This window comes from Micromonospora sp. NPDC048868 (assembly GCF_043198195.1).
Lineage (GTDB): Bacteria > Actinomycetota > Actinomycetes > Mycobacteriales > Micromonosporaceae > Micromonospora > Micromonospora reichwaldensis.
Window position 1 is genome coordinate 273,608 of record NZ_JBICUN010000001.1, and the last position, 16,560, is coordinate 290,167.

Annotated in this window: 13 protein-coding genes; 5 read left to right on the forward strand and 8 right to left on the reverse strand. The window is 75.5% G+C overall.

Going from position 1 to position 16,560, the window contains the following annotated elements; genetic code table 11:
- Positions 1 to 102: 102 nt before the first annotated feature.
- The 4 genes from mptB (ACGFNF_RS01270) to ACGFNF_RS01285 all read right to left on the reverse strand — a co-directional run bounded on the left by mptB (ACGFNF_RS01270) (position 103) and on the right by ACGFNF_RS01285 (position 6,024).
- On the reverse strand, positions 103 to 1,587 hold the full coding sequence (mptB, locus tag ACGFNF_RS01270) for a polyprenol phosphomannose-dependent alpha 1,6 mannosyltransferase MptB (protein ID WP_393165323.1): 1,485 nt from the start codon (positions 1,585 to 1,587) through the stop codon (positions 103 to 105).
- Between the two features lie 113 nt (positions 1,588 to 1,700).
- On the reverse strand, positions 1,701 to 3,101 hold the full coding sequence (gene mptB / locus ACGFNF_RS01275) for a polyprenol phosphomannose-dependent alpha 1,6 mannosyltransferase MptB (RefSeq protein ID WP_393164967.1): 1,401 nt from the start codon (positions 3,099 to 3,101) through the stop codon (positions 1,701 to 1,703).
- Between the two features lie 102 nt (positions 3,102 to 3,203).
- On the reverse strand, positions 3,204 to 4,850 hold the full coding sequence (locus ACGFNF_RS01280; protein ID WP_393164969.1) for a DUF4127 family protein: 1,647 nt from the start codon (positions 4,848 to 4,850) through the stop codon (positions 3,204 to 3,206).
- 112 nt (positions 4,851 to 4,962) lie between these two features.
- Complete coding sequence (locus ACGFNF_RS01285) at positions 4,963 to 6,024, reverse strand: LacI family DNA-binding transcriptional regulator (protein ID WP_393164971.1); 1,062 nt, start codon at positions 6,022 to 6,024, stop codon at positions 4,963 to 4,965.
- Positions 6,025 to 6,320: 296 nt separating this feature from the next.
- On the opposite strand from ACGFNF_RS01285, the gene ACGFNF_RS01290 reads away from it, so the two are divergent.
- Both ACGFNF_RS01290 and ACGFNF_RS01295 read left to right on the forward strand, forming a co-directional pair.
- Positions 6,321 to 7,994: a hypothetical protein gene (locus tag ACGFNF_RS01290; protein WP_393164973.1), complete on the forward strand. Its 1,674-nt coding sequence runs from the start codon at positions 6,321 to 6,323 to the stop codon at positions 7,992 to 7,994.
- A 210-nt stretch (positions 7,995 to 8,204) separates the two neighbouring features.
- Entirely contained in the window at positions 8,205 to 8,909 is a 705-nt protein-coding gene (locus ACGFNF_RS01295; RefSeq protein WP_393164975.1) for an SAM-dependent methyltransferase, read from the forward strand.
- A gap of 33 nt (positions 8,910 to 8,942) precedes the next feature.
- Here the strand turns inward: ACGFNF_RS01295 and ACGFNF_RS01300 are convergent, their stop codons facing one another.
- From ACGFNF_RS01300 to ACGFNF_RS01310, 3 genes are all read right to left on the reverse strand, one after another.
- The gene (locus ACGFNF_RS01300) at positions 8,943 to 12,041 is read right to left on the reverse strand and encodes a bifunctional [glutamine synthetase] adenylyltransferase/[glutamine synthetase]-adenylyl-L-tyrosine phosphorylase (protein WP_393164977.1); all 3,099 of its coding nucleotides are present in this window, start codon (positions 12,039 to 12,041) and stop codon (positions 8,943 to 8,945) included.
- Complete coding sequence (locus ACGFNF_RS01305; protein ID WP_132237334.1) at positions 12,041 to 12,808, reverse strand: type 1 glutamine amidotransferase; 768 nt, start codon at positions 12,806 to 12,808, stop codon at positions 12,041 to 12,043. The genes ACGFNF_RS01300 and ACGFNF_RS01305 overlap by 1 nt, the downstream gene beginning before the upstream one ends.
- A gap of 69 nt (positions 12,809 to 12,877) precedes the next feature.
- Entirely contained in the window at positions 12,878 to 13,468 is a 591-nt protein-coding gene (locus ACGFNF_RS01310; RefSeq protein WP_357578224.1) for a helix-turn-helix domain-containing protein, read from the reverse strand.
- A 76-nt stretch (positions 13,469 to 13,544) separates the two neighbouring features.
- Between ACGFNF_RS01310 and ACGFNF_RS01315 the strand changes: the two genes are divergently transcribed.
- The gene (locus ACGFNF_RS01315) at positions 13,545 to 13,961 is read left to right on the forward strand and encodes a VOC family protein (RefSeq protein ID WP_393164979.1); all 417 of its coding nucleotides are present in this window, start codon (positions 13,545 to 13,547) and stop codon (positions 13,959 to 13,961) included.
- Positions 13,962 to 14,061: 100 nt separating this feature from the next.
- On the forward strand, positions 14,062 to 14,937 hold the full coding sequence (locus ACGFNF_RS01320) for an LD-carboxypeptidase (RefSeq protein WP_393165325.1): 876 nt from the start codon (positions 14,062 to 14,064) through the stop codon (positions 14,935 to 14,937).
- A gap of 40 nt (positions 14,938 to 14,977) precedes the next feature.
- Here ACGFNF_RS01320 and ACGFNF_RS01325 read toward each other — a convergent pair whose 3' ends face one another.
- The gene (locus tag ACGFNF_RS01325) at positions 14,978 to 15,856 is read right to left on the reverse strand and encodes a virginiamycin B lyase (protein ID WP_393165327.1); all 879 of its coding nucleotides are present in this window, start codon (positions 15,854 to 15,856) and stop codon (positions 14,978 to 14,980) included.
- A 213-nt stretch (positions 15,857 to 16,069) separates the two neighbouring features.
- Between ACGFNF_RS01325 and ACGFNF_RS01330 the strand changes: the two genes are divergently transcribed.
- A complete protein-coding gene (locus ACGFNF_RS01330) occupies positions 16,070 to 16,546 on the forward strand; it encodes a hypothetical protein (RefSeq protein ID WP_357578226.1) in 477 nt (158 codons plus the stop codon).
- Positions 16,547 to 16,560 lie beyond the last annotated feature (14 nt).

Genomic DNA, 16,560 nt, shown 5'->3' on the forward strand with positions numbered 1-16,560 from the left:
GATCATGGACCCGCCAGCCGCAGCGCGCCACGGACCTCAGCCGGGCGCGACGCCCGAGGACGCGGCGCGAACCCCGCCGGCCGGAACGCGCGGCACGGCCCCTCAGTCCGGGCGCGCGCCACCGGTCCGGCGCAGACGGAGCAGGCCCCACACCGCCAGCCCGGCCGCCAGCGCGGTCATCGCCAGCGCGCCCGGGGCCTTGCTGAACCGGGCCAGGTTGGTGCCGTCGGGCAGGGCGAGGAAGGCCGCCGCCGCGCAGGGCGCCACGAACCAGGTCGTACGCGCCGCGGCGACCGCGAGCAGCACCAGCGGCCAGGTGGCGTACCAGGGGTGGAAGACCGGGGCCAGCGCGACCGTGGCGGCCAGCGCCAGCCCGGCCCCGAGCAGCGCGGCCCGGGGGCGGGCGGCGTCCGGACGGGCCACCCGCTGCCCGACGCCGCTCGCCCGGCGCAGCCCCGACCACGCCCGCCACCACAGCGCCGCCACCAGCACGGCGAGCAGCAGCAGGGCCGCCGCGCGGGTGACCGGCACCGCGCCCGGCTCCCGGCCGGCGAGGCCGCCCGCGTAGTCGACGACGAAACCGACCGCCGTGGGTGGGGACGTCCACTGCTCCGAGTCGCCGCTGCGGGTCAGCCCGCCCACCCAGCCGAGGCCGAGCCCGGAGAGCAGCGAGGTGACGGCCACCGCGCCGATCACCCCGCCGGCCAGCCAGCCGCCGTCGCGCAGCAGCGCCCGTACGGTGTGACGGCCGTGCACGGCGGCCAGCGCCGCGAACGGGAGCACCACCACGGCGGTCGCCTTCACGGTCACCGCCAGCCCGAGCAGCGCCCCGGCCAGCAGCAGCGGCCCCGGCCTGCCGGGACGGCGGACCAGCACGAGCAGGCCCAGCGTCAGCAGCCCGAGCATCACCGCGTCGTTGTGCGCGCCGGCGATCAGGTGCACCCCGACCAGCGGGCCGGCCAGCGCCAGCCAGGCCGCCCGGCGGGTGGGCACGCCGGCGGCCCGGGCCAGCCCGACCAGGCAGACGGCGGTCAGCAGCACCCCGGCGACCGCGAACAGCCGGAACGCCACGATCGCGCCCACCAGACCGCCGCCGAGGGTCACCGCGAGCGCGGCGAGCAGCACGAAGAACGGACCGTACGGCGCGGGCGTGTCCCGCCAGATCGGTGCCACCGCGTCCACCCAGGGACAGCCGGCCTCGGCGACACCGTTCAAGTACGGGTCGACGCCGTGCGCGTACGCCCAGCCCTGGCAGGCGTACGAGTAGACGTCCCGGCTGCCCAGCGGCGGCGCGGCCAGCAGCGGCAGCGCCCACAGCCCGGCGGTCCGGTACGCCCACCGCGTCGACGGCGCGCCCCGGCGCAGCGCCCACCAGGCGCCGACCAGAAGGCTCGTGCCGACGAGCCACAGCGCGACGGTCCACGGCTCGTCGCCGAGGCCCCGAGCAGGGGTGGCTGCCCGGGGCAGCGCGCCGCCGAGCCAGCCGGCGACGGTCAGCAGCACCGCCCCGGCCAGGCCGACCCACCGGGCGAGCCGGGCGGCACCGGGCGACGGCGGCGCGGGTCCGGGCGACGGAGATCCGGACAACGGCGGGGGCCCGGGTGGCGGGCTGGGCGGCCGTGGGGAGCCCGGGCCGGGCTGGGGCGGGGTGCCGGGCGGGGCCGGCGGGGTGCCGGGAGTGGTCACCGGCGTCCCTCTCCTCAGTCCACGGCGGCCGGTCGACGGGCCGCCCGGGCCGACCGTACCAAGCGGACCACCACCACGATCACGAACAGCGTCATCAGCGGCGCCCCGACGGTCTTGGTGTACCGGGCCAGCCCCGTGCCGTCGGCGAGCACCAGGAACGACGAGACGATCGCGACGACCGCGAACCACCCGGTGCGCCGGGCCGTGGCCGCGAGCACCGCGAGCGGCCACGTCCAGTACCAGGGGTGGAAGAGCGGGGCGAGCGCGACGGTGGCGGCCAGCGCCAGGCCGGCGTGCCAGATCGGCTCCCGGGTGCGCGCCCGCCACCACAGCCAGAGCAGCACCAGCGCCAGCGCCGCCATGCCGATCCCCCGGGTGGCCGGCAGCGGGTCGCCGTGCCAGCCGAACGGCGCGGCGAGGTAGGCGACGGTCTGCCCCACCGCCGTCGGCGGCGAGGTCCAGGCGATCACCAGGCCGCCCTGTTCGAGCCCGGTCACCCAGCCGAAGCCCAGGCCGGTGGCGAGGGTCGCGCCGACCACGGCGGCGACCGCCCCGCCGACCACCCACCCGCCGTCACGCACCAGCGCCCTGATCGAGTACGCCCCGACGATCGCCGCCAGCGCCGCGAACGGCACCACGACCAGCGCGGTCACCTTGATCGCGACGGCGAGCCCGAGCAGCACTCCCCCGCCGAGCAGCGGGCCGGGGCGACCCGGCCGGGACACCACCACGGCCAGCCCGGCGACGAGCAGCCCCACCATCAGCGCGTCGTTGTGCGCCCCGGAGACCAGGTGCACCCCGATCAACGGCGAGCCCAGCGCCAGCCAGACCGCCCGGCCGCCCGGTACGCCGCAGCGGCGGGCCAGCACCGGCAGGCAGGCCGCCGTCAGCCCCACCCCGACGACGGCGAGCAGCCGGAACAGCACGATGCTGCCGTACAGGGATCCGGTGGCCTTCACCACCGCCCCGGCGAGCAGCACGAACAGCGGCCCGTACGGGGCCGAGGTGTCCCGCCAGATGTAGGAGATGGTGTCCAGCCACGGGCACGGCAGCGCCGAGACGCCCTGCTCGTACGGGTTCAGGCCGGCGGAGTAGCTGGCACCCTGGCAGGCGTACGCGTACACGTCCCGGCTGCCCAGCGGCGGCGTGAGAAGCAGCGGCAGCAGCCAGAGCCCGACGGTGACCAGCGCCCAGCGGGTCGACGGCACCCGGTCGCGCAGCGTCCACCAGGCGTACGCCATCGCGCCGGTGCCGACCGCCCAGGTGGCGATGATCAGCGGGCCGTACGGGCCCTGCCAGATGCTGACCGGGGTGGGGCGCAGGTCGCCGTCGGGGAACGCTCCGCCGAGGAACGCGGCCACGGCGAGCAGCGTCGAGCCGGCGAGGCCGATCCAGCGCGCGAGGTGGTGAGGCACGCCGGACATGCTGCCAGTACGGTGGTCGCGGTACGGAGGTGGGCATGCGGCATGGCGGGCGGGGCCCGGCGCGGCGCCAATGCCAAGCCCCGCCCGCAACGGTTACGCGAAGCTGACGGTCGGCTCCAGCGTGACCTCGAACAGCCGGTCCCAGGGCAGGTCGATGCGGACGCTGTCCAGCGCTGACAGCTCGGCCGTCAAGGTCCGTGCGCCGCGCCGACCGAGGACGATCCGGTGGCCGGCGAAGTGCTCGGCGAAGTAGTGCCGGGTGATCGGTTCGAGCCGCTCGCGTACCCAGCCGTCGAAGTAGGTCTTCTGCTCGGTGGTGAGGCTCAACGGGTTCCAGCCCCGGGCGCGGGCGTGCGCGTACGCCTCCGTCTGCACGACGTTCTTCCACGGGTCGTCCTTGACGAACCGGTAGAGCAGGTAGGCCGCGTGTGCCCGGCCGGGAGCGGTCATCTCCGGCACGCCGAAGCCGGAGCCCGAGCGGCGCAGGTAAGCCCAGCGCGCGGTGCCGTGCGCCAGCGCCAGCCCCAGGGCGTTGCCGCCGGTGTTCCAGCCCGAGTAGGACAGCAGCGCGGTCAGGTCGAGACCGCCCTCCATCCGCGCGACCAGCGCGTGGTCGGCCTTGTTGACGATCACGGGGTCCACCACGACGACCTGTTCGCCCGACGACAGCAGCGCGTCGATGCGCCGTACGAAGGCGTCGAGGTCGGCACCGCGGTCCGCGCCCGCCGCCGACGGCGTGTTGACCGCGAGCACGATGTCGGCCGGGCCCTCGACCACCGTGCCGCCCACCGAGCGCACGTGCCGGCGGACGTTCTCGGCGAAGGGGATGCCCTCCAGCGCGGCGGTCCAGCTCTCGCCCGACACGCCGGCGTACTCGATCCGGTAGGTGGGCGTCGTGCCGGTGGCGATCACCCGGGCCACCAGCAGCGCGTCGACCTCGTCCGCGCCGGGGAAGATCTCCACCCGGTCGGTGACCCCGAGTTCGACGGCGAGCTGTTCCAGCGCCACCCGTTCGGCACGGGCCAGGCCGACCGGCGCGGTGTCGTCCTCGGACAGCACGAGGTGGCTGATGGTGCCGTCGGCCACCCACTCGACCATCAGACGGTTGATCTCGTGGTTGCGGGCGCGCGCGGCCAGGTAGTCCGTGACGATCTCGTCCGGGATGGCGGCGCGGGCCGTGTCCAGTTGCTTGCGTAGCTGCTCCTGACCCAGGTTCTCCACCTGGTCGTACAGCTTGGCCCAGGTGACGAGGGCGCTGATGTAGGCGTCGAGCGGGGTGCCGGTCGAGGTGAGGGCCAGTCGCTGGATGGTGTCGTGGACCTCGATGACGGCATCGGGCCGCTTGGCGCGCAGCGCCTTGATCGCGGCGACGTTGGCGCGGGCCTGCTCCGGCGTCGGAGTGGCCGTCCGCGATGCGATCAAACCGCCGTACGCGAGCATGCTCACCGAGATGACGTGGGCGTCGGCGTCGACGGTGCCGAGCCACTCGGCGATGGCGGCGCCATCACCGGGCACGAAGAAGCGGCCGAGCAGCTCGGTCGGCGGCAGGTGCAGCGCCACCGCGGCGCTGGCCGCGGTCATCGCGGCGCAGTACGTGTTGACGGGCCGATCGTCCAGGGGCACCAGGGCGATGCTCCTCGCTCGGGACTGCTGGCGGCCGGCGTTGGCGAGGGCGGGCGCGCCGAGCGCCACGGCAGCGAGACCACCGGCGCCGGCGGCGAGAAGGGTACGTCTCCTCATGGGGTTTCCTTTCCAGGGCGATGAGCCGTCCCGGCGGCATGGCCGGGACGGGTTGACGGGTGTTCCGCCGGGGCGGGGCGACGGCGACGCCGGTCACCACCGCCGGGGCGGTTCAGTCTCGACGTGGCGCGAGCGTCCGCCCGGGGACCAGGGGGCAGGGCAGCAGCCGCTGGAGGTCGTCGCCGGTGCCGTGCAGGAGCTCGGTCAGCACCTCGACCGCCTGCCAGCCCATCTCGCGGCGGGGGATCCGCAGGCGGGTGAGGGGCAGGCTGAGCGTGCCCGGGCCATCGTCCTCGCCGAGCCCGACCAGCGACAGGTCCTCGGGCACCCGCAGCCCGCGCGCCAGCGCAGCCTCGGACAGTGCCACCGCGGACGCCGGTTGCTCGCAGAACGCGGCGGTGACGCCGGCGGCGAGGAGTTCGGCGAGGAGTTCCGCCGGTTCCCGGTCGGCGTCGCGCTCGTGCCACACCTCCGGCGCCACCGCCCGCAGCCCGTCGAGCCGGTCGACGGCGGACTCGACGCCCTCACCCGAGCCGACGTACGCGATGCGCCGGTGTCCCAGTGCGACGGCACGGCGGGCGAGTTCGCTGGTGGCGCCGGCATAGTCGGCGCCGACGAACGGCACCCGGGCGGGCGTGGTCCCGTCGGTGTCGATGTCGTCGCGTCGGCCGACCGAGACGATGGCGTGTCCCTCCCGCACCAGCCGGGTCAGTTCCTCGCGCGGGATCTCCCGTCCCAGCAGGACGCAGCCGTCGGCCAGGCGCAGGCGGTTGTTCTCGTGGAAGATGCGCCGGGTGCCGTGGGTGACCGGCGCGCTGGTGAACAGCAGCAGGTCGCAGCCGAGGCTCTCGGCGCACGCCTCGATGCCCACCAGGAACGGGTGGTAGAAGTCGGCGCTACCCGCCGGAAACACCGGCTCGTAGGTGAAGATGCCGAGAATCTGGTTACGCCGCCCCAGCAGGCTGCGGGCCAACGGGTCGGCGACGTAAGCCGTCTCCCGGATCACCTGGAGCACCCGTTCGCGGGTGGCCGGCGCGATCCGCGCCGCGGCCTCGGAGTTGTTGGTCAGCACGAGTGAAACGGTCGTCTGGCTCACCCCCGCACGGCGGGCAATGTCACGCTGGGTAATTCTCCCGCGTTGTGTGGTGGGCGTTCCCGCCATGCCGGATCCCATCGTTAATTCGTATTGCCACGACGTGTTGGCGAGGAGTTTGCCGAGGTCACACGAAACCAGTCAAGTGGTAATACGCCAGTAATTCGTATTGCCTGGCGTCCAGGCGCCATTCCTGGCGCTCTGTCATCGGGTGATGACTCGACGCTTCACATTCGGCGCCTCGTCACCGTGTGTGACAAATGGGTTGGCACCGGCACCGCACCTCCGCGGGGCGACGAATTCCGGCACACCACGCGCGAGGTGGTGAGCCGGGCCGGATCCGCTGCCAGTACGGTGGTCGCGGTACGGAGGTGGGCATGCGGCGCAGTCGGGTGGTGGCGGTGACCGGCGTGTCCGCCGCGCTCCTCGGGGCGCTCTGGCTCGCGCTGCCGCCGACCGGATCCGACCTCGCGGCGCAGGTCGCGCGGGCCGACTTCTTCGCCGCCCACGGCTTCGCCCCGGTGGACCTACGCTGGTACGGCGGCGTGCAACAGTTCGGCTACAGCTTCGTCTCCCCGCCGCTGATGGCGCTGCTCGGGGTGCGGGTCACCGGCGTACTGGCCTTGGTTGCGGCGGCGACCGCGTTCGCAGCGCTGCTGGTACGCGCCGGGGTGCCCCGGCCGCTGCTCGGCAGCCTGGTCGGAGTGGTCACGATCACCGGGAACCTGGTCTCGGGGCGGGTGACGTACGGCCTCGGGGTGGCCTTCGGCCTCGCCGCGCTGCTCGCCCTCACCCTCCCTGGCAGCCCGACCGGCCCCGACGCGCGGGCGCGGCAATGGCGGCTCGGGCCGGCGGCGGCCGGGGCGATGCAGTGGCGGCTCGGGCTGGCGGTGGCCGGGGCGCTGCTGGCCTCGGCGACGAGCCCGGTGGCGGGCCTCTTCGTCGGCCTGGCCGGCGCGGCGCTGCTGCTGACCCGCCGGTACGCCGACGGCCTGGCGCTCGGTGTCGCCGCCGCGCTGCCGCTCGGGCTGACCGCCCTGCTCTTCGGTGACGGCGGCTGGATGAACATCAGCCGCTCCGACACTGTCCGCGCCGCGCTGACCAGTCTGCTGGTCGCCGCGCTGGTCGGGTACCGGTCGGTGCGGGTGGGCGCGCTGCTCTCGGCGGCCGGGGTGCTGGTGGCGGCGCTGGTGCACACTCCCGTCGGCCTGAACGCCACCCGGCTGGCCGTCATGTTCGCCCTGCCCCTGCTGGCTGCCGCCGCCCGCCCGCCGGCCGGGCTGGCGGCGTGGCTCGCCCGGCGCGGCCGAACCGGCGCGCCTCCCGCCCCGCGGGCCACAGCCGGAGGCAGCGCGCCGGCCCAGGGTGGCGTCGCGGTGGCCGTGCTGCTGGCGGCGGTGTGCTGGTGGCAGCCGCCCGTACCTCCCGCCGACCTGCGCAGCATCGACGACCCCACCAGCCGGGCGGCCTACTTCGCCCCGCTTCGCGCGTTCCTCGACGGGCAGCGGCTCACCGGTCGGGTGGAGGTGCCACCGACCCGCAACTACTGGGAGGCGGCGAGGCTGGGCGAGGTGCCGCTGGCTCGGGGCTGGCTGAGGCAGGCTGACATCGACCGCAACCCGCTCTTCTTCACCACCGTGCCGGGTGCGTCCGGCACGGGGGTGACGTTGACCGCCGCGAGCTACCGGGACTGGCTCCACGACAACGCGGTGCAGTTCGTCGCGGTGCCGGACGCCCCGCTGTCCTGGGTCGGCCGGGCCGAGGCCCAACTGGTCACGGACGGGCTGCCATTCCTGGTGCCCGTCTGGTCGGGCACGCACTGGCGGGTCTGGGCGGTGACCGACCCGACCCCGATCGTCGGCGTGCCGGCCGAACTGGTGGCGCAGGACGGCGCCTCGGTGACGTTCCGGGCGCTGGCCGCCGGCACGGTGCCGGTCCGAGTGCGGCACAGCCGCTGGTTGACGGCGTCGGGTGGCGCCGAAGTCGCCGCCGACGGCGCATGGACGTCAGTGACGGTGCCGCACGCCGGGCAGTACCGGCTCGGCAGCTGACCGATCCGTCACGCGCTCCCGCAGCCCTCGGATCGCCGACCGACCCTGGCGGCGGTGCCGATCACCGACCGGCCGGGCAGCGGTGTCGATCATCGGCGGCCTGAATCCCGGGACCGAGATTTGCCAACCCGGCAATGTTGCTTGCTGCCCCCATCACCGGCGCGCACCATTGGACAGGCAGTTCACGCAGGCAGCACAGCAGGAGGAGACGTGCACCACGACACGACGGCCGGGCAGCACCGGCACGAGCACACCCCGGCGGCCACCGGCCACGACGGGCGGCACCCGGACGTGGACGAGGAGACCGCACGGTTCTGGGAGGAGCACTACGGGCGGCACGAGAGGGTCTGGAGCGGCCGGGCGAACCCGATCCTGGTCGACGTCGCCGGCTCGCTGCCGGTCGGCACCGTGCTGGACCTCGGCTGCGGGGAGGGCGGCGACGCGCTCTGGCTGGCCGCGCGGGGCTGGCGGGTGACCGCCGTCGACGTCTCCGAGACCGCCCTGGCCCGGGCGGCCGAGGAGGCGGCCGCCGCCGGGGTCACGGGCCGCATCGAGTTCCGCCGGCACGACCTCACCCGGACCTTCCCGCCGGGCGCGTACGACCTGGTCTCCGCGCAGTTCCTCCAGTCGCCGCTGGAGCTCCCCCGGGCGGAGCTGCTGCAATCGGCGGCCCGGGCCGTGGCCCCCGGCGGCCGGCTGCTCGTCGTCGACCACGGCGAGGTCCCGCCGTGGGGGCGGCACGACCACGCGCACGCCCGCTTCCCCACCCCGCAGGAGACCCTGGCCGCGCTCGACCTCGACCCCGACCGCTGGGACACCGAGCGGCTCGACGCCCCGCGCCGGCAGGCCACCGGCCCGAACGGGGAGCCCGGCGAGCTGGTCGACCACGTGGTGCTGGTGCACCGCCGCCGCTGAGTTCCGCAGCGACGACCCGGCCGGGCGGCGGGCTCAGGAGTCGAGCACCCGTTCCATCGCCGCCCGGGAGCGGCGGCAGGTGCGCAGGTACTCGTCGAGGAACTCGCCGGGATCGTCGCGGCCGAGCAGCCGGACCACCCCGGCCAGCTCGACGCCGTGCCGGGGCAGCTGGTCGCCCTCCCGGCCCCGGACCAGCATCAGCGCGTTGCGGACCTGCGCGGCCAGCGTCCAGCCGGCCGCCATCTCGGTGGCGTCCGTCGGATCGACCAGGTCCGCGTCCCGGGCGGCCGCGAGGGCGTCGAGCGTACGCGTGCCGCGCAGCGCCGGGAGTGCCCCCGCGTGCCGGAGCTGGAGCAGCTGCACCGCCCACTCGACGTCGGCGAGGCCACCCCGCCCCAGCTTGGTGTGGGTGGCCGGGTCGGCGCCCCGGGGCAGCCGCTCGTGCTCCACCCGGGCCTTGATCCGGCGGATCTCCACCACCTGCTCGCGGCTCAGCCCGTCGGCGGGGTAGCGCACCGGTTCGATCATCGCCTCGAACTCGGCGCCGAGGTCGGCGTCGCCGCAGACGAACCGGGCGCGCAGCAGCGCCTGCGCCTCCCACACCTTCGACCAACGTGCGTAGTACTGCGCGTACGCGGCGAGGCTGCGCACGAGCGGGCCCTGTCGGCCCTCGGGGCGCAGGTCGGCGTCCACGCCCAGCGCCGGGTCGGGCGCGGGCATGCCGAGCAGGCGGCGCAGCTCCTCGGCGATCGCGCGGGCGGAGCTGGCCGCGCCGTCGCCCGCACCGGCGGGCGCGTCGTAGACGAAGAGCACGTCGGCGTCGGAGAGGTAGTTCGACTCGTACCCGCCGAGCCGGCCCATGCCGATGACTGCGAAGCGCAGCCCCGGCACGGGCGGTTGGGCCGCGCGGGCGGCCCGCAGGGCGGCGGCCAGGGTGGCGTCGGTGACGTCCGCCAGGGCGGTGCCGACGGCGGTCACGTCGGCCAGGCCCAGCGCCGCGCGCCCGCCGTCGGGCCGGGGCGGCGACGGGGCCAGCGAGCCGGCCCGGCTCAGCAGGTCGGCGCAGGCGATCCGGACCAGTTCCCGGCGGCGCAGCGCGCGGATCGCCCGGGTGGCCTCGACCGGGTCGGAGTGCCGGGCCGCGGCGGCGGCGAAGCCCTCGCAGAGGACCGTGCTGGGCCGGGGCGCCAACTCGCTCTCCTCGGCCAGCAGCCGCAGCGCCTCCGGCTCGCGGGCCAGCAGGTCGGCGGCGTACCGGGAGGAGGAGAGCACCCGGGCCAGCCGGCGGGCCACCGGCCCGGAGTCGCGCAGCAGGCGCAGGTACCAGGGGGTGCTGCCGAGCTTGTCGGAGACCTGCCGGTAGTTGAGCAGGCCGCGGTCCGGCTCGGGGGCGTCGGCGAACTCGCTCAGCAGCACCGGCAGCAGGGTGCGCTGGATGGCGGCGGTGCGGCTCACCCCGCCGGTGAGGGCCTGGAGGTGACGCAGCGCCCCGGCGGGGTCGGCGAAGCCGAGGATCTCCAGCCGGTGCCGGGCCGCCTCGGGCGTCAGCCGCAGCCCGTCGGCCGGCACCCGGGCCACCGACTCCAGCAGCGGCCGGTAGAGCAGCTTGGCGTGCAGTCGGCGTACCTCGGCGGCGTGGGTGACCCACTCGGCGCGGAACTCCTCGACGGCGCTGCGGCCCGGCGTGGCGGTGTGGCCCAGCGCGGCGGCCAGCCAGCGCAGCGCGGTCGGCTCGGTCGGCACGGTGTGGGTGCGGCGCAGCCCCTGGAGCTGGAGGCGGTGCTCGACGCCGCGCAGGAAGCGGTAGCCGCGCAGCAGCGCCTCGCCGTCGGCCCGGCCGACGTAGCCGCCGGCGACCAGCGCGCGCAGCGCCGGGATGGTGCCGGGCACCCGCAGCGCCTCGTCGCCCCGGCCGTGCACCAGTTGCAGCAGCTGCACGGCGAACTCGATGTCGCGCAGCCCGCCCGGACCCCGCTTGATCTCGCGCTCCAGCTCCTTCGGCGGGATGTTGTCGATGATCTTGCGTCGCATGGCGCGGACGTCCTCGACCGCCTCGGGCCGCTCGGCGGCCCGCCACACCAGCGGGGCGAGCTGGTCGATCCACTCCCGGCCCAGCGCCAGGTCGCCGGCCGCCGGCCGCGCCTTGAGCAGCGCCTGGAACTCCCAGGTGCGCGCCCAGCGCCGGTAGTAGGCGAGGTGGCTGGCCAGCGTCCGCACCAGCGGCCCGCGGTTGCCCTCCGGGCGCAGGGCGGCGTCGACCGGCCAGGCGACCAGCCCGCAGACGTGGATGAGCCGGGTGGCGATGGTGGTGGCCGCGGCGAGGTCGTCGTCCTCGGCGGCCACGAAGATCACGTCGACGTCGGAGACGTAGTTCAGCTCGTCGCCGCCGCACTTGCCCATCGCCACGACGGCCAGCCGGGGCCGGGGGGTGCCCTCCGGCAGCTCGCCGACCGCGATCTCGTACGCCGCCGCCAGGGTCGCGTCCGCCAGCGCGGAGAGCGCGGCCATGGTCTGCTCCAGGCCCCGGCCGCCGGTCAGGTCGGCCGCCGCGATCCGCAACAGCGCCAGCCGGTACGCCCTGCGCAGCACCGCCACCGGCTGCCCGTCGCCGGACAGGTCGAGCCGCCCCTCGGCGGTCGGCGCCAGCCCGTCCGGGGCGGTGCGCAGCGCGGGCCACTGATCCGGGTTGGCGACCAGGTGGTCGCCGAGCGCCGACGAGGCGCCGAGGACGGCGATCAGCCGGCGGCGCAGGCCGGGGTCGTCGGCGAGCCCCGCCAGCAGCGCCGACGGCGCCTGCTCCGGGGCCTCCCGACGCTCGGCCTCGACAGGCGTCCCGGGGTGGGCCTTCCCCCCGGAACGGCCCGTGGCGGGGCCGATGCCGTTCGCGGCCATCCGGCGCTCGGCCTCGACGATGCGGTGCAGCTGACGCAGCGCCAGGTCCGGGTCGGCGGCCCGGGAGAGCGCGGCGAGCAGCTCCGCGGCGCGGCCGTCGGTGGGCTCCTGCACGTCCGGGCGCCACAGCCCCAGCCCGTCCGGGCCGAGCAGGTCGGCGGCGCGGGTGGCGCCGGCACCGCCGTCGGTGCCGAAGCCGTAGCGGGCGAGCCGTCCCGCGGCCCTGGCCGGCCGGCTCATCACTGCCCGAGCAGGGGCAGGCTGCGGCGGGGCGTGGCGTCCTCCAGCTCACCCAGGGCCAGCGCGGCGAACCGGGCGGCGAACGGCTGCCAGACCTCCTCGACGTCGACCATCACGTCGTGGCAGGCCGCCACCACCAGGTCGGGGTCGTAGCCCAGCTCGGCCAGCAGCCTCGAGTCGGCTGCCCAGTCGGCGATCATGGCCGTGTCGCACTCGATGTGGAACTGCAACCCCCAGGCCCGGTCGCCGAGGCGGAACGCCTGGTGGGGGTAGCGGGTGGAGGCCGCCAGCAGGGTGGCGCCGCGGGGCAGCTCGGTGATCTCGTCGGCGTGCCACTGGAACACGTCGGGGATCAGCGGAACGTAGCGGAACAGCGGGTCGGTGTCGGCGGCGTCCCGCTTGCCGACCACGCAGGGGCCGACCTCCGGGCCGCTCGGGCTGCGTACGACCTCGCCGGCGTGCGAGGTGGCCAGCAGCTGCGCGCCGAGGCAGATGCCGAGGGTCGGCACCCGGTGCCGGACGGCCTTGCGCAGCAGCCCCTCCAGGGCCGGCAGCCAGGGCGCGGCGGGCGACCCGTCCGGCAGCGGGTACGGCGCCATCGCGCCGCCGAGCACGACCAGCGCCGAGTATCCCTCCAGGTCGGCGGGGATCTCGTCACCGGCGTGGGCGCGGACCACCCACAGGTCGAGGCCGGCCTCGGTCAGCCACTCGCCCAGCCGGCGGACGTCGTCGGTCGGGTCGTTCTCGATCACCAGCGCGGTAGCCACGACGTCGAGGCTAGCCGGTGGCCCGGACGGACCCCGGAACGCCTCCACCGGCGCGGCGGACGATCGGACTCAGGGGGCGCGCAGCGCGTCGAGCATCCGGGCCAGGGCGGTGCGGGTGTCGGCCAGGGCGGTCGGGTCGGCCGCCCCGGCGATCCAGAGCGCCGCCTCGTTCATCGCACCCGAGAGCAGATGGGTCAGGGGCGCCACCGGCTGCGGCGCGATCAGCCCCTCCTCGATCAGCAGGGTCAACGCGTCGGCCAGGTGCCTGCCCGACGCCGCCTCGTCCAGCGCGCGCCACTCGTTCCAGCCGAGCACCGCCGGGCCGTCGATCAACATGATCTGCTGGATCTCGGGATCGGTGCTCGCGGTGAGGAACGCCTGGCAGCCCGCCGTGAACCGGGCCCACGGGTCCGCCTCGGCGTCGGCGGTCGTGGCGACCCGGTGGGCCACCTCCCGCTGCACCTCCGCCAGCACGGCCCGGAACAGCTCGGCCTTGCCGGCGAAGTGGTGGTAGAGCGCGCCCTTGGTGACTCCGGCCACCCGCACGATCTCCGCCAGGCCGACCGCCGCGTAGCCCCGGGTGGCGAACAGCTGCCGGCTCTCGGCCACCAGGGCCCGCCGGGTCTGTTCCCGCTGCTGCGCCCGGACACCCTCGGTCATCGCGCCCCCTCGTTGACATACCAACGGTATGTGAAATACGGTCCTCGACATACCGATGGTATGCGAAAGGGTCGAGATGAACCTGACCAGCTTCTACCCCGTCGTCTGCACCTCGCAGCTACGCGAGTCACACGACTTCTACCGACGCTTCTTCGGCTTCGAGACGACCTTCGAGGCCGACTGGTACGTGAGCCTGCGCCGACCGGGACCGCCCGCGTACGAACTGGCGCTGCTCGACCACCAGCACCCGACGCTGCCCGAGGCGTACCGGGCACCCGCGCGGGGACTCCTGCTCAACCTGGAGGTGACCGACGTCGACGCCGAATGGGAGCGGCTCGTCGTCCGGGGCGGACTGCACGCCGAACTGCCGCTGCGCGACGAGGAATTCGGGCAGCGGCACTTCATCGTCGCCGCACCCGACCGGGTGCTGATCGACGTGATCACGCCCATCCCACCGTCGGGGGCGTACGCCGAGCAGTACCTCGACGGCTGAGCCGCCCGCGCGACTAGGCTCTGCCGCTGTGTCCGACCTCGCACGCACGAGTCCCGCCACCGCCGTACGACCGCCCGCGCTGCGCCCCGGCGACACGGTGATGCTGGTGTCGCCGTCCGGGCCGACCCGGCCGGAACGGGTGGCCCGGGGTGTCGAGCTGCTCACCGGCTGGGGACTGCGGCCGGTGCTGGCGCCGAACGCGTACGCCCGGCAGGGCTACCTCGCCGGCGCGGACGACCTGCGCGCCGCCGACCTGAACGCGGCGTTCGCCGATCCCGAGGTGCGCGGGGTGATCTGCACCCGGGGCGGCTACGGCGCGCAGCGGATCGTCGACGCGATCGACATGGCCGCCGTACGCCGCGACCCGAAGGTGGTCGCCGGGTTCTCCGACATCACGGCGTTGCAGTTCGCGCTCTGGCGGGGCGCCCGGCTGGCCGGCGTGCACGGCCCGGGGGCGGCCTGGCTGGACGAGCGCACGCCGCTGCGCTCGGCCGAGTCGCTGCACGCCGCCCTGATGACCACCGAGCCGGTCGCGGTGAGCGCCGTCGCCGAGGAGGAGACCTTCGCGGTACGCGTGCCCGGCCGGGCCACCGGCCCGCTGCTCGGCGGCAACCTCTGCCTGGTCGTGGCGTCGCTGGGCACCCCGGACATGCCGGACCTGACCGGCGCGATTCTGCTCGTCGAGGACGTCCAGGAGCCGCCCTACAAGGTGGACCGGATGCTCACCCAGCTCCGCCGCGCCGGGGTCCTGGACGGGCTGGCCGGGGTCGCGGTGGGCCAGTTCACCGACTGCGCGGACGGCTGGTCGGTCGGCGTCGCCGACGTGCTCTCCGAGCGCCTCGGCGACCTCGGCGTCCCGGTCCTCGGCGGCCTGCCGATCGGCCACGGCCCCGGCCAGCTCACCGTCCCCGTGGGCACCGAGGCCACCCTGGACACGGAAACCGGCACCCTGACGGTCACCCCCGCCGTCCGCTGACCCCACCCACCCCACATGATCAACGCGCCGAGGGTGGGGGTCAGGGGGTCAGGTGGGCCAGGGCACCCGTTTCCAGGGCGGCCCAGACCGTGGCGTCCGGGGCGACCGTGAGGCCGTGGGGTTCGGAGGCCGGGGTGGGGAGGTCGTAGGTGTCGATCGCGCCGCCCGGGGCGACGTGGCCGATGCGGTTGCCGCCCCACTCGGTGTACCAGCAGCCGCCGGCCGGGTCGGCGACGATCGCGTGCGGCCGGGCGGACCGGTCCGGCAGCGGGTACTCGGTGATCCGCCCGTCCGGGGTGATCCGACCGAGCTGACCGGCGCCGATCTCGACGAACCAGAGCGCCCCGTCGACGCCGGCGGTGATGCCGACCGGCGCGGCCCCCTCGGTCGGCAGCGCGTGCAGGGTCACGTCGCCGTCCATGCCGATCCGGCCCACCGCGTTCGCCTGGTTGAGCGTGAACCAGACCGCCTCGTCCGGCCCGGCGGCGACCATCGAGGCGAAGCCGCCGCTCACCGGCAGCGGGAACCGCGTCTGCTCCCCGTCGACGGTGACCCGGCCGATCGCGTCGGCGCTCATGGCCGCGTACCAGAGGGCGCCGTCGGGACCGGCGGCGATGCCGCAGGGGCCGGTTCCCGCCGGTAGCTCGACGGCGCTCAGCTCGCCGTCGGTGGTGATCCGGCCGATCCGGTCGTCGCCGGAACGGGTGAACCAGAGGGCGCCGTCGGGGCCCGGCGTGATGATCAACGGTCGGCTGTCGGGCGACACCGGCCAGGTGCGCAGCTCACCGCCCGCACCCATCCGGGCGATGCCGCCGGCATGGGCCAGCGTCAGCCAGAGCGCGCCGTCGGGGCCGACCGTGATGCCGTACGGGCCGCCGCCCGCCCCGCCCAGCGGGACTTCCCTGATCTTCGCGGACATCGTCACGAGGGTCACCTTCCGTCACTGCTCCGCCCCGGCGGGGCCCTGCCGACCACACACCCTCGCCGCCCCCGCGCGCCGATGCAACCCGTTTGTCCGGTCAGCCGGCCCGGATTGCCAGCTCGCTGACAGGGTCGCCACGGCATCCCCTCAGCCCTGCCGGTCACTGTCGGTGCGGTCATCGCACCACCCACCGACGAGCTGGAGGACGACATGTCCCGCACCACGAGGAAGAAGCACCTGCTGGCCGGGCTGGCCGCGGCCGGCGTACTCGGCGTGGGCCTCGCCGCCCCGACGGTCGCGTTCGCCGCGGACGGCGACACCCCGGCGCCGGGCGCCAGCACCAGCGCCGCCGAGGACGGCGACCGCCAGCAGCAGCGGGCCGACCGGCAGGCGGAGTTCGCCGGGAAGCTCGCCGCGGAGCTGGGCGTCGACACCGACAAGGTGACGGCCGCGCTGGAGAAGCTGCGCGAGGAGCACAAGCCCGCCGACCGGCCCGAGAAGGGCGACCGGCCCGGCAAGGGCGACCCCGCCGACCGGCAGGCCGCGATGAAGGAGCGCCTGGCGCAGGCCGTCGAGGACGGCAAGCTCACCCAGGAGCAGGCCGACGCCGTCACCGCCGCCGCCGAGGCCGGCGTCCTGCCCGGCCCGGGCGGTCGGGGCGGCCACGGCGGACCGGCCGGCAGGTGACGTACGCCGTCCGC

Excerpts from the sequence above, each read along its gene's own strand:
- ACGFNF_RS01280 (WP_393164969.1), bottom strand. The coding sequence starts at position 4,850 with ATGAGGAGACGTACCCTTCTCGCCGCCGGCGCCGGTGGTCTCGCTGCC.
- ACGFNF_RS01285 (WP_393164971.1), bottom strand. The coding sequence starts at position 6,024 with ATGGGATCCGGCATGGCGGGAACGCCCACCACACAACGCGGGAGAATT.
- ACGFNF_RS01290 (WP_393164973.1), top strand. The coding sequence starts at position 6,321 with ATGCGGCGCAGTCGGGTGGTGGCGGTGACCGGCGTGTCCGCCGCGCTC.
- ACGFNF_RS01300 (WP_393164977.1), bottom strand. The coding sequence starts at position 12,041 with ATGAGCCGGCCGGCCAGGGCCGCGGGACGGCTCGCCCGCTACGGCTTC.
- ACGFNF_RS01310 (WP_357578224.1), bottom strand. The coding sequence starts at position 13,468 with ATGACCGAGGGTGTCCGGGCGCAGCAGCGGGAACAGACCCGGCGGGCC.
- ACGFNF_RS01315 (WP_393164979.1), top strand. The coding sequence starts at position 13,545 with ATGAACCTGACCAGCTTCTACCCCGTCGTCTGCACCTCGCAGCTACGC.
- ACGFNF_RS01320 (WP_393165325.1), top strand. The coding sequence starts at position 14,062 with ATGCTGGTGTCGCCGTCCGGGCCGACCCGGCCGGAACGGGTGGCCCGG.
- ACGFNF_RS01325 (WP_393165327.1), bottom strand. The coding sequence starts at position 15,856 with ATGTCCGCGAAGATCAGGGAAGTCCCGCTGGGCGGGGCGGGCGGCGGC.
- ACGFNF_RS01330 (WP_357578226.1), top strand. The coding sequence starts at position 16,070 with ATGTCCCGCACCACGAGGAAGAAGCACCTGCTGGCCGGGCTGGCCGCG.